A 12236-nucleotide genomic window follows, 5' to 3' on the forward strand; every position below is an offset into this window, starting at 1 on the left:
GCTCCTTTATTCGTTGCTTTCTTTCAGTAACACGAAATGCTCCACCAGCTTCACCATCAGTTCCTTCTGATCGGGTTTGCTTTCGGCCACCAGCAGCGCCAGCGCCACCAGGGTGTTGTCGTTGATCAGCCGCTCTACCGGTCGCGCCAGCAAGTGCTGATTCAGGCGCAGATACCATAGGAACAGGAAGGAGCCGGTACGCTTGTTGCCGTCGGCCAGCGGGTGATTCTTGATGACGAAATACAGCAGATGCGCCGCCCGGCTGGCGACGTTGGAATAGAACAGCTCATCGCCAAAGCCCTGCTCGATGGTGGCGATGGCCGATGCCAGTCCGTTGCCGCGCAACTGGCCGAACAGCTCCGTGGCCTCGCCCTTGGCGATCAGCTCCCTCTTGAGCTGGTCGATGGCCGCCAGCACATCATGCAGATTCAGCGCCTGCATGTCGCCTTGTCTGGCCGTCTGCCCGGTAAGGCTTTGTTCGTCGTAGCCTTGCAGCAAGCTCCAGCTGCGGGCGTAATCGGCGATCACGCCCAGCACCGCCTCACCTTTGGCACTGACCAGTTGCTGGTTGGCCAGTGTGCGCGAGAGCAGATCCAGCGCCTGCTCGAACACGATACCACGCTCCTTCAGCCGCTGCTGGTTCAGGGTATAGCCCTCGACCAAGTGTTGCCTCAAGGTGTTGGTCGCCCAGATGCGGAACTGCGTGGCCCGTGCCGAGCTGACGCGGTAGCCGACGGAAATGATGGCGTCGAGGTTGTAGTGCTTGAGCTGGCGTTTGACCCGGCGACTGCCTTCTGTTTGAACTACTAAGATTTCCTTAGTAGTTACCACCTCATCCAATTCATTGTCAGAAAAGATATTTTTCAGGTGCATCAAGATGTTTTCAGGTGTGGTCGAAAACGCCTCGGCCATCTGCCGCTGCGTTAGCCAAACAGTTTCGCCCTCCAACCGCACCTGCACCGGCTGGTCGCCGGACTCGAAAATCACGATGTCATTCATGGGTTCCCTCCCTGGGAGTTGTAAATCCTGAGTACAGCTGCAAAGCATCGGCCTCCTTGTCGATGCTGAACACACGACTTGCGGCATGGTTGTCGAGCAGCCATTGCCAAAAGGCTGGGCAGAAATCCAGCCCGTAATGGAGGTTCTTGGCCTGCTGGGCCGGCTGATGTCGCGATCCGCCACGGTGCGGAAATCGGGAATCGGCAGCGGCTCCTGTGGCGGGGTGGGCAGGAACAGCGGAGGGCGTCTGACGCCAGAGGTCGATCTGATTGGGTGTAGTCATGTCGCGCGCTCCAGAAACGTCTCGGCATCCTTGACGCGCAGCTTGCCGGAGATCAGTTTGGGCAGCAGGGTGTCGCGGAGTTGGGCGAGGGTGCGGGATTCGAGTTCGTTGTGAATCGATTGCTCGACAAAAGGGGCCATGACGACGCCGAGTCTCTCCAGTACATCGTCTGGTGTGCAAAGCGTCTTTGCCGCCTTGAGATGACCTCGCTGGATATGGCACATGGTCGTGGCCTTTGAGGCCGCAATGGCTTGGAATTCCTCAAGGTGGTGATGCATCCAATGGCTGACAAACCATATGGGGTAGCGCTCGGAAGTGACTTTGAACAGGTGCTGATTGAGTGCGCCTTCACCTTCAGTCCAGAACTTTGCCAGAAGGCTGCCGGACCAGGAGAACAGGAAATCGCCATCCTTGACGATGTACTTGGCTGGCACCTCACGCGATGCGCGATCGCTCTTGGCGTTGACGCCATTGCGAAGTTCGGCGATCTTAATCACTGGGAGGCTGTCGTCAGGATCAGTCGCCGGGAATTTTTGCAGGGCAAGGCCATTGAGAAAGTCTGCGATCTCATCGAGCGGCCGTTCACTCCACCCCTCAGGCTTGCCCTCGTCGTCGAGGCGGTCGGGAAAGAGTTGCCAGAGGTCGGCGGGGAGGTAGGGTTCGCGGCCTTCCATCCGGGCGCGGACGGGGCCGAAATCGACGAACCAGTCCTTGAACAAGGCGCGGGCCATGGCCTCCAGGGTCTGGTTGCGGCGGCGGTTGAGTTCGATCTTGTCGTCCAGCGTGCCGAGAAGGTGGGCGATGGCGCGCTGTTCTGCGAGGGGTGGAATCGTCAACTCGAACTTGGGCACATCAGCGCACTTGAGGTTGTCGAACACGGCGCCTACATTGATGAACTTGCCGATCTGCTCCCACCATTGTGGACCTCTGGTAAGCCATCTCAGGAAGGGCGTATGGACTCGTGTCCCGTCTGCACGAAGCAAGACCAAATTCTGACCAAGTGCAAACTCGGAGCCAGGAGCTACAAAAGCAGTTTCGCCGGGGTTGCAGCGTCGAGATAGGACGACATCATCCGCAGCGGACCTTGCTTTACGAGTCCATTCGGCGAAATGGGCCGGCGAGATCCTGCGTGCATCCTTGAACTCAATTCGTCCGCTGCGCAGCTGAGGGATCGCCACGTATGGGTAGCCGACTTCTGCGGCTGGTGGCGTCCGATGATCACAATCCGTAAGCGTAACGCCAGCCTCGTGAAGTGTGAGCACTTCCCACTCACCGGCCATACCCAAGCCCCCTCAAGTTGGCCTCGATCGCCGCATCCAGGCGCATCGAATCCGGTAAACTCACGCCAACACCCAAGGCATGTCGCCCATGAACGCCAAAGCCCATCGCAAATTGCCCTCTCATCAGGCCATTGTTCGCGCCGTGGCCAGCTCCACGGCCATCGAAACCGGCCAGCGGATCGCTGAGATCGAGGCCGCGCTGCGAGAGGGGCGGAGAACGTTTGCTCATCTGTCGCTCGCCCTCAAGCCAGCGCCGAAGCCAGCGCGCGGTTGACCAGTTCCTGCATGGGTGCATAGTCCCTCCCCATGCCGCGTTGTATGGCGGCGAAATAGGACGGCTTGTCGGCATCCCAGCTGCTGTAGTCCAACGGCCCGCGCCCAGCCTGCACCGCCATCACGTCCGCCAGCAGGCGCGCAAGCCGGCCGTTGCCCTCGCGGAAGGGGTGGACAAGGATCAGCTCGACATGACAGACGGCGATGGCTTCGGCCAGTGCGTCGCCGCCCAGGCCTTCGCAGGACGTGTAGCGATGCAGTCCGTCGCGCTCGAACTCTGTCAGAAGGCGCGGAATCTGCGCCGCCGCCGCAAAGTGGAAGTCGCCCTTGGCAATGTTGACGCTGCGCTCCTCGCCGGCCCAGTCGTACACATGACCCAGCCACAGGCGATGCCACTCCTTCAGATCGGCCGCGTCCAGACGACGTGCAGGGAAATGCCTTTCGCTCAGTACGTGCTCGTAGAGCTGCAACAGCAGCTGCAGCTCGAGCTCGTCCATCTGCGCCGGGTCGGTGATGCCTGGCAGGTTGCGCAGCACTTGGTCGCCGGAACCCGGCTGCCACTCGGCTTGCGCGCCACTTGCCTGATAGCGATCAGCCGCCATACCCCAGCCCCCCCAGGTTGGTCTCGATCACCACATCCAGCCGCGCCGCTTCCTGCTGCTGCGCGCGCCACTGCGCGCTGAGGCGCTGCAACTTGTCGGTGATGGCTTCGCCGTCGTCCTCGGCCGCCTCCGCCCCGACATAGCGGCCGGGGGTGAGCACATGGCCGTGCTTGCGGATGTCTTCCAGGGTGGCGGCCTTGAAGAGTTCGGCGTCGAAGCCGAGATGGCCGCCGTTGTTCTTGTCCTTGCCGTTGGCCATGGGCCGTTCCTGTGGTTTGGTGGTGCGGCACGGGTGTCCGGGCTGCGTTGCAGCCTGATCGGGCCGTGCCCCTCCAGATTGCGCAGCGTGCGCGACAGATTGCGGGCAACCTGGTGCGCCAGTGTATCCGAGCGGATGCCGACGACGGTGCGCGTGGCGGCCCTGATCGATGGGCTGTGCGCAGACAGGTGGACGCCTCAGCCCGTGTTGCGCAGCCCGGCGGCGATGCCGTTGATGGTCAGGTGGATGCCGCGCTTGACCTTTTCGGCGGTGTTGCCGCTGCGGTGGCGCGCGATCAGCTCAACTTGCAGGTGGTGCAGCGGGTCGATGTAGGGGAAGCGCTGCTCGATCGAGCGCGCCAGTGCCGGATTGTCGGCCAAGCGCTCGCTGTGGCCGGTGATGAGCGCGAGCGCCGCCTGGGTGCGCTGCCATTCGGCCTCGATGCGCTCGACGATGCGCTGGCGCAGCGCGGCATCGGGCAGCAGCTCGGCGTAGCGGCGCGCCAGGGCCAGGTCGGCCTTGGCCAGCACCATGTCGATGTTCGACAGCAGGGTGCTGAAAAACGGCCAGTGCTGGTGCATCTGGCGCAGCAGGCGCGCGGCCTGCGCTTGGCCCAGTTCGGTGCACAGCGCCTCGATGGCACTGCCCAGGCCGTACCAGCCCGGCAGCATGAGACGGCACTGGCCCCAGCTGAAGCTCCAGGGAATGGCGCGCAGGTCTTCGATGCGCTGGTTGGCTTTGCGCGAAGCCGGGCGCGAGCCGATGTGCAGTTCGGCGATTTCGCGAATCGGGGTGGCGTTGAAAAAATAATCGGCAAAACCCGGTGTCTCATAGACCAGTTCGCGGTAGGCCGCCATGCTGGCATCGGACAGACGCTGGGCGGCGCGCAAGAAGCGCTCCGGCACCGGCTGCTCGGCGGGCAGCAGCGTGGCTTCGAGTGTCGCGGCCACCAGCGTTTCGAGGTTGCGCCGGCCGATGTCGGGGTTGGCGTATTTTGAGCCGATCACCTCGCCTTGCTCGGTCAGGCGGATCTGGCCGCGCACGGTGCCCGGGGGTTGGGCCAGAATGGCTTGGTAGCTCGGGCCGCCGCCGCGCCCGACGGTGCCGCCGCGGCCATGAAACAGGCGCAGCCGGATGGGCGCACCAAACTCGGCCCCGAGGCCATCGAACAGCGCCGCCAGCGCCGTTTCGGCTTGGTACAGCTCCCAGTTGCTGCTGATGATGCCGCCGTCTTTGTTGCTGTCGGAGTAGCCCAGCATCACCTCTTGCTCGCCATACTCGAGCGCGCCGGCGCGGCGCAGCATGGGTTCGATGCCGGGCAGGCGCAGGTAGTCCTGCATGATCGCGCTGGCCTGGCGCAGGTCGGTGATGGTCTCAAACAGCGGCACCACGATCAGTTCGGCGCGCGCGTGGGCGTCGAGCGTGCCGTGCAGCAGCCCGACTTCCTTTTGCAGCAGCAGCACCTCGAGCAGGTCGCTCACGCTCTCGGTGTGGCTGATGATGGCGTGGCGAATCGCGGCCGCGCCGTAGCGCTGGCGCACGCTGCGCGCGGCCTCGAAGATGGCCAGCTCGCTCAGGGTGTGCGGCTGGTAGGGCGCTTCGGGGATGCGCAGCGGCCGCACGTCGTTGAGCAGGCGCAGCAGCAGCGCCTGTTTTGCGGTTTCGGGCAGGGCGCTGTAATCGGTTTCGATGCGCGCCTGCGCCAGCAGGTCGGCCAAGGCGGCCTCGTGTCGATCCGAGCTTTGGCGCAAATCGAGCGTGGCCAGGTGGAAACCAAACACTTCGACGGTGCGCAGCAGCGGCCGCAGGCGCGCTTCGGCCAGCGCGGCGCATCCCTGGGCGCTCAAAGCGGCGTCGATCAGGCGCAGATCGGCCAGAAAGGCCTCGGCGTTGGGGTACGGGTCTTGCGGCGCCACGGCGTGGCGCGTGGCCTGGCCGCCGGTGAGCGCGGTCAGGGTGGCGGCCAAGCGGGCGTAGATGCCGGTGAGGGCGCGCCGGTAGGGTTCGTCCTGGCGGTGCGCGTTGGTGTCGGGCGAGCGCTCGGCCAGCGCCTGCATGTCCGGGGGCACGGGCAGCAGCATGGCCGAGAGCGAGAGCTCGCTGCCGAGCCAATGCACCTCGGTCAGGTGGTGGCGCAGAATCAGGTCGGCTTGGCGCTGCAGTGCCAGCTCGAGCGTGGCTGCGGTCACGTTGGGGTTGCCGTCGCGGTCGCCACCGATCCACTGGCCCAGGCGCAAGAACGGCGGCACGCGCTGGCCCCCGAGCGCCGCTTCCACGCTGCGGTAGAGCCGGGGCAGCTCGGGGATGAAGGTGCTTTGGTAGTAGCCCAGCGCGTTTTCGATCTCGTCGGCCACGCTCAGTTTGGTAAAGCGCAGCAAACGCGTGTGCCACAGTTGCAGAATGCGTGCGCGCATCTGCGCTTCGTTGTCGGCCAGGCTGCTCGCATGGGTCAGGGTGTCGCGCTGGGCCAGCAGGCGTGCGAGTTGGCGCTCGGCGTCCAAAATGCTTTTGCGCTGCACCTCGGTCGGGTGCGCGGTGAGCACCGGTGCCACGTGGGCGGTCTGCAGCGCCTGCGCCAGCTGTGCAGGGCCGACGCCGGCCTGCTGCAAGCGGCCCCAGGTGTGCGCCAGGCTGCCGCGCTGGATGCGCCCGGCCTGCTCGTGCACCGCGCGGCGTCGGATGTGGTGCCGGTCTTCGGCCAGATTGGCCAAGTGGCTGAAGTAGGTGAAGGCGCGGATCACGCTCACCGCCTGGTCGTCGCTCAGGGCTTGCAGCAGGGCTTTGAGCTGGCGGTCGGCGGCCTGGTCGGCATCGCGCCTGAAAGCCACAGACAGTTGGCGGATCTGCTCGATCAGATCGAAGGTCTGCGCGCCTTCTTGCTCGCGGATCACGTCGCCGAGCAGGCGGCCGAGCAGGCGGATGTCGTCGATCAGGGGTTGGTTGGTCATCGGGTGCTGCGCTGCGCGTTGGGTCAAGAAGGAAGGTGGGGGGCTGTGTCTGCGGCGCGCTCCATGGCCTTGGCCAGCGTCTTGCCCAGCTCCACGCCCCATTGATCATAGGGGTTGATGCCCCAGATGGCGGCTTGGCAAAACACCTTGTGCTCGTACAGCGCCACCAGCGCCCCCAGCGTGTGCGGCGTGAGCGCCGGCAGCCACAGGGTGTTGCTGGACACGTTGCCGGCAAAGGTGCGGTGCGGCAGCAGGCGCTGCACCTGGGCTTCGCTGCAGCCCTCGAGGAGCATGTGGCTGGCGGTGGCGGCGGCGTCGCGCCCCAGGGCCAGCGCATCGGCCTGGGCGCGCAGGCTCAGGTTCACCAGCCGGTGCTGGGTCGGGGCTTCGGGCAGGGGCGTGTCGTCGGTGTCGATGCCGATGAAGTCGAGCGTCACCCGGTGCCGGCCCTGGTGCAGCAGTTGGAAAAAAGCGTGCTGCCCCTCCACGCCCAGCCCGCCCCAGACGATGGGTCCGGTGTCGATTTGCACCGCAGAGCCGTCGATGTGGGTGCTCTTGCCGTTGGATTCCATGTCGAGCTGGCGCAGAAAATGCGCCAGGTGCTGCAGCCGGCTGGCGTAGGCGGCCAGACACAGCGTGGGGGTGTCGAGGAAGTTGCGGTTCCAGATGCCCAGCAAAGCCAGCAGCAGCGGCAGGTTGTGCCGCGCCGGGCTGTGCCAGAAGTGCTGGTCCATGGCGTGACCGCCGGCCAAGAACTCGCCAAAGGCCGTGGCCCCCACCGCCGCCGCCACCGGCAGCCCGATGGCCGACCAGACCGAGTAGCGCCCGCCCACCCAGTCCCAGAAGGTGTAGGTGTGCGGCGGCAGGTAGCCTTGCGCGTGCGCGAGCTCGGGCGCGGCGGTCACGGCGATCAGGTGTGCGCCTTGGGCCGGGCCGTCGATGCCGTGGCGGCTCAGCCAGGCACGCGCCGCCGCCGCCAGCAGCAGGGTTTCGGGGGTGGTGAAGCTTTTGCTTTGCACCACGAACAGGGTTTGCGCCGCATCGAGCGGGCGCAGGGTCTGGTACAGGCTCCAAGGGTCGGGGTTGGAGACGAAGTGCAGTTGCAGCTCGGGGCTGCTGTGCGCCGCCAGCGCGGTGCAGACCATGTGCGGCCCGAGGTCGGAGCCACCGATGCCGAGGTTGACCACGTGGCGGATGGGGCGACCGGCATGGCCCAGCCAGCGGCCTTGGTGCAGGGTTTGGGCGGCGTGCAGGAAGCGCTCGCGTTCGGCGGCGATCTGCGCCGTGAGCGCGTCGCCCCAGGGGTGCCCGGGCTGTGCCGGGGCGCGCAGGGCCGGGTGCAGCGCGGCGCGGCCTTCGGTGGCGTTGACCAGCGCCCCGCAGCGCTGGGCCTCGATCTGGGCCGGCAGCGCCGACTCCTCGGCCAAGTCGTACAGGGCGTCGAGCACGGTGTCGGTAAGGCGTTGGCGCCGGGCGTCGAGCCGCAGGCCGCAGGCCTGCAACTGCAGGTTGGCGCGGCGCGTACCCGGCTGCTGCAGCAGCGTACGCAGATCCGGTAGGGGGTGTTGCGCCAGCGCTTGCAGGCGTTGCCAGCTGCGGCGCTGTTGGGGGGGCAGGAAGGGATCGGGCATGGGTGGTGGTTTCAGCGCGCCGCCGCGATCAGTTGCTCGAGCCGCACCGAATCGGCGCAAAAGGCGCGGATGCCTTCGGCCAGTTTTGCGCTCGCCATGGCGTCTTCGTTGAGCGCCAGGCGAAAGCTGGCCTGGTCGTGCTGCTGCGGTTGCAGATCGAGGGTGCGCGCGGCTTGGGCGTCGAGCGCGCGCGGCAGCGCGTCGGCGCTGGCCACCGGTTGCGCCAGTTGCGCCAGCAGTTCGGGGCTGATGGTCAGCAGGTCGCAGCCGGCCAGCGCCACGATCTGGCCGCAGTTGCGAAAGCTCGCGCCCATGATCTCGGTGCCGATGCCAAAGCGCTTGTAGTACTCGAAAATGCGCCGCACCGACTGCACCCCGGGGTCGTGGGCGCCGGCGCGGGCGGCTTCGTCCCACTGGCTGCCGGCCTGCTTTTTGTGCCAGTCGTAAATGCGGCCCACGAACGGGGAAATGAGCTGCACCCGGGCCTGCGCGCAGGCCAGCGCCTGGCAAAACGCGAACAGCAGCGTCAGGTTGGTGCGGATGCCACGGCGCTCGAGCTGCGCTGCAGCCTCGATGCCCTCCCAAGTGGCAGCGATCTTGATCAGCACCCGGTCGCCGGGCACGCCTTCGGCCTGGTAGAGTGCCATCAGGCGCTCGGCGCGGGCGATGGTGGCGGCGCTGTCGAAGCTCAGGCGCGCATCGACTTCGGTCGACACCCGGCCGGGGACGATAGCCAGAATCTCGCAGCCAAAACGCACCAGCAGCCGATCGACGAGCTCGTCGCTGGGCCGGCTGCCAAAGCGCGCCACGGTCTGCGCCAGCAGCGGGGCGTAGTCGGGTTTTTGCACCGATTTGAGGATCAGCGAAGGGTTGGTGGTCGCGTCTCGCGGCTGGAACTGCGCCAGTTGCAAAAAGTCGCCGGTGTCGGCAACCACGGTGCTGTGCTGTTTGAGGGCTTCGAGCTGGTTCATGGTGGGGTGCGGCGCAGGCCAGCTGCGCGACCGAAGTGGCAGCAGATGGGTGGGCCTTAGTTCAGGGGCACGCTCAGGCGCTGGATGAGCTCTTTGGTTGCTGGGCGCACGCCGCGCCACCAGGCAAAGGCTTCGGCCGCCTGCTCGACCAGCATGCCCACGCCGTCGGCGAGCCGGCGCACGCCGGCTTGTTGGGCCTGACGCAAAAAGGGCGTCAGACCCTTGCCATAGACCATGTCGTAGGCCAAACCCTCGGGCTTGAAGGCGTGGGCGGGCAGCGGCAGCGCCTCGGCGCTCAGGCTGGCCGAGGTGGCGTTGAGCACCAGGTCGAACCCCTGGGGCGGCGCCAGCGCCTCGAAACCGCCACCGTGCAACACTGCGGCATCGGCCCCCAGCGCGACGAACTCGCGCACCAGCGCCGCGGCCTTGGCGGCGTTGCGGTTGAGCACCCACAGCTGCGCCGGCTGGGCGCGCAGCAGCGGCAAAATGGCCCCGCGGCTTGCCCCGCCGGCCCCGAGCAGCAACAGCGTGCGGCCGGCCAGCGGCTGGCCCAGGTTGTGGCTCAGGTCGCGCACCAGGCCGCTGCCGTCAAAGTTTTCGGCCAGGCAGCGCGAGCCCTCGAACTTGAGTGCATTGGCGGCCCCGGCGCAGCGTGCGCTCTCGGCCAGGTCGGTGGCGTAGGCGCAGGCGTCGAGCTTGAAGGGCAGCGTGACGTTGACGCCGCGGCCGCCGCTGGCGCGAAAACGCTCCACGGTGGCGGCAAACTGGCCCGCCCCCAAGGGGGCTTCGATGGCTTCGTAGCTCAACACTTGGCCGGTGGCCGCGGCAAAGGCGCGGTGGATGGTGGGCGATTTGCTGTGGCCTATGGGGTGGCCGATGACGGCGTAGCGGTCCATGCGCAGGCGGATAATGGAGTGGCGACTAAAAAGGCGATCAGGGCAGGTGCCGCATTGTCGCCGATGCGCTGAGTGTGTTGGTTGCAGCGCACCAGCCTGGCAGACGAATTGCGCTACATTGGCAGTGTTTGGTTCCCGGTCAAACCGATGCAGACTGCACCCAGCTCCCACACCAGCCGCAGCCCCAGCTCCGCGCCGCTGCGCGAGCTGTCTGACCACGGATGCGCTGGTGCGACAATGAAGCCGCGCCTCATCGCCGTCGTCGGCACCGGCGGCACCATTGCCGGTTGCGCGCAAAATCCGGGCGATGCGCTGAACTACCGTGCGGCGGTGTTGCCGGTGCAGGATTTGTTGGCCGGGCTGGCGCTGCCGCCGGGTTTGGCCATCGAGGCGCAGCAACTGGCGCAGATCGACAGCAAAGACGTGACCGAGGCCCATTGGCGCGCCCTGTTGCAGGCGGTGCAGCGCCAGCTCGAGCGGCCCGAGGTGTTGGCGGTGGTGGTCACGCATGGCACCGACACGCTGGAAGAAAGCGCTTTTTTGCTGCAAGCGGTGCTGCAGCCACCCAAGCCGGTGCTGCTGGTGGGAGCCATGCGCCCGAGCACGGCCTTGCTGAGCGACGGCGCGCAAAACCTGGCCGACGCCCTGCAACTGGCCGCCACGCCCGGCGCGCGCGGGGTGCTGGTGCCCTGCGCGGGGCAAATTTATGCCGGACACGAGGTGCGCAAGCTGCACCCGCATCGGCTCGAGGCCTTTGGCGCCGGCGACGCCGGTGCGCTCGCAGCGCTGGTCGGCGGGCGTTTGCAGCGCTGGCGGCCGTGGCCGGGCGAGGGTGGGTTGGGGGATGCGGCCTCCAAGGCCCAAGGGCAGCTGGCGACCAATGTGGCCACCGCCGGCGCTGCGCTGGCCCCGACCGTGTGGCCACTGTCACCGCGCCTGTTGCCGCGCCTGCTGGCCGCAGCGCCGTGGCCGCGGGTGGAGTGGCTCAGCAGCCACGGCGCGCAGAGCGGGGCGCTGGTGCGTGCGCTGCTGCTGCAGCGCGCACAGACCGACGGCTGCGAGGCGCCGCTGCGCGGATTGGTGGTGGCCGGCACGGGCAACGCCACGCTGCACGAGGCGCTGGCGCAGGCGCTGCAGCAGGCCGAGCAGGCCGGGGTGGTGGTCTGGCGCTGTTCGCGCATCGGCTCCTGTGCGCCCGCCGGGCCGGATGCGGCGCGGGGGGTGCTGGGGGCGTTGCTGGGTGAGGCAGGTGGAGCGCTGGACGCCGCCGCGCCCGAACCCACCCCAAGCGGCTTTGCTGCAACCGCACTGCCAGCGCCGCAAGCGCGGCTGGCGCTGCAGCTGCATTTGCTGGCGAACGAGCTGCAGGAAGGCAAGCCCCCGCAGTCCAGCCCCCGCTTCAGCTCTGCAAAGCGGCGAACACGCGGGCGGTGATGGCCTCTACCGTGCCGCTGCCACTGATCGAGCGGTATTTGGGCGCCACGGCGGGTTCGGCGGCGGCCCAGGCCGAGTAGTAATCGACCAGCGGCCGCGTTTGGGCGGTATAGACTTCGAGCCGCTTGCGCACGGTTTCTTCCTGGTCGTCGGCGCGCTGCACCAGCGGCTCGCCCGTGAGGTCGTCGAGCCCGGCCACTTTGGGTGGGTTGAACTTGAGGTGGTAGGTGCGTCCCGAGGCCGGGTGCGAGCGCCGCCCACTCATGCGCTCGATGATGGCCTCGAAGGGCACGTCGATCTCGAGCACGTAGTCGAGCCGCACGCCTGCGGCCTTGAGGGCGTCGGCCTGCGGCAGGGTGCGCGGAAAGCCGTCAAACAAAAAACCCTGGGCGCAGTCGGGCTGGCTGATGCGGTCTTTGACCAAGCCGATGATCAGGTCGTCCGAGACCAGGCCGCCGGATTCCATCACCGCTTTGGCTTGCAACCCCAAGGGGGTGCCGGCCTTGACGGCGGCGCGCAGCATGTCGCCAGTGGAGATCTGGGGAATGCCAAACTGTTGGCAAATGAAGGTTGCCTGGGTGCCTTTGCCGGCACCAGGGGCACCCAACAGGATCAGTCTCATGGGTTTCCTTTGTTGGAGTCGTGATTGCGAATCGGCAC

At 66.8% G+C, this 12236-nt stretch carries 12 protein-coding genes; 1 reads left to right on the plus strand and 11 read right to left on the minus strand.

Annotation, left to right across the window (positions count from 1 at the left end; all coding sequences use genetic code 11):
* Positions 1–6: 6 nt before the first annotated feature.
* The 10 genes from AAAZ40_RS07500 to aroE form a co-directional block, all read right to left on the minus strand.
* On the minus strand, positions 7–999 hold the full coding sequence (locus AAAZ40_RS07500) for a virulence RhuM family protein/type II toxin-antitoxin system death-on-curing family toxin (protein ID WP_476659783.1): 993 nt from the start codon (positions 997–999) through the stop codon (positions 7–9).
* Positions 992–1282 (minus strand): DUF4411 family protein, encoded by a 291-nt coding sequence (locus AAAZ40_RS07505; RefSeq protein ID WP_476659784.1) that lies wholly within the window; start codon positions 1280–1282, stop codon positions 992–994. The genes AAAZ40_RS07500 and AAAZ40_RS07505 overlap by 8 nt, the downstream gene beginning before the upstream one ends.
* Positions 1279–2562 carry a restriction endonuclease subunit S gene (locus tag AAAZ40_RS07510; protein ID WP_476659785.1) on the minus strand — a complete coding sequence of 428 codons (1284 nt, stop codon included), beginning with the start codon at positions 2560–2562 and terminating at the stop codon, positions 1279–1281. The genes AAAZ40_RS07505 and AAAZ40_RS07510 overlap by 4 nt, the downstream gene beginning before the upstream one ends.
* Positions 2552–2791: a hypothetical protein gene (locus tag AAAZ40_RS07515; RefSeq protein ID WP_476659786.1), complete on the minus strand. Its 240-nt coding sequence runs from the start codon at positions 2789–2791 to the stop codon at positions 2552–2554. Before AAAZ40_RS07515 ends, AAAZ40_RS07510 begins: the two co-directional genes overlap by 11 nt.
* 13 nt (positions 2792–2804) lie before the next feature.
* On the minus strand, positions 2805–3437 hold the full coding sequence (locus AAAZ40_RS07520; protein WP_476659787.1) for a Fic/DOC family protein: 633 nt from the start codon (positions 3435–3437) through the stop codon (positions 2805–2807).
* Complete coding sequence (locus AAAZ40_RS07525) at positions 3427–3696, minus strand: hypothetical protein (RefSeq protein ID WP_476659788.1); 270 nt, start codon at positions 3694–3696, stop codon at positions 3427–3429. Before AAAZ40_RS07525 ends, AAAZ40_RS07520 begins: the two co-directional genes overlap by 11 nt.
* 197 nt (positions 3697–3893) lie before the next feature.
* Positions 3894–6644 (minus strand): phosphoenolpyruvate carboxylase, encoded by a 2751-nt coding sequence (ppc, locus tag AAAZ40_RS07530; RefSeq protein WP_476659789.1) that lies wholly within the window; start codon positions 6642–6644, stop codon positions 3894–3896.
* 23 nt (positions 6645–6667) lie between these two features.
* Positions 6668–8275, minus strand: a complete 1608-nt coding sequence (pgi, locus tag AAAZ40_RS07535; protein WP_476659790.1) for a glucose-6-phosphate isomerase — start codon at positions 8273–8275, stop codon at positions 6668–6670.
* A gap of 11 nt (positions 8276–8286) precedes the next feature.
* A complete protein-coding gene (gene tal, locus AAAZ40_RS07540) occupies positions 8287–9246 on the minus strand; it encodes a transaldolase (RefSeq protein WP_476659791.1) in 960 nt (319 codons plus the stop codon).
* Between the two features lie 56 nt (positions 9247–9302).
* A complete protein-coding gene (gene aroE / locus AAAZ40_RS07545) occupies positions 9303–10142 on the minus strand; it encodes a shikimate dehydrogenase (protein WP_476659792.1) in 840 nt (279 codons plus the stop codon).
* A gap of 237 nt (positions 10143–10379) precedes the next feature.
* Between aroE and AAAZ40_RS07550 the strand changes: the two genes are divergently transcribed.
* Positions 10380–11576 carry an asparaginase gene (locus AAAZ40_RS07550; RefSeq protein WP_476659793.1) on the plus strand — a complete coding sequence of 399 codons (1197 nt, stop codon included), beginning with the start codon at positions 10380–10382 and terminating at the stop codon, positions 11574–11576.
* Here the strand turns inward: AAAZ40_RS07550 and adk are convergent.
* Positions 11542–12198, minus strand: coding sequence for an adenylate kinase (gene adk, locus AAAZ40_RS07555; RefSeq protein ID WP_476659794.1), 657 nt, complete (start codon positions 12196–12198; stop codon positions 11542–11544). The two genes, AAAZ40_RS07550 and adk, sit on opposite strands and share 35 nt — an antisense overlap.
* Positions 12199–12236: the final 38 nt, after the last annotated feature.

This window comes from Serpentinimonas sp. SMBJO2, assembly GCF_056341105.1.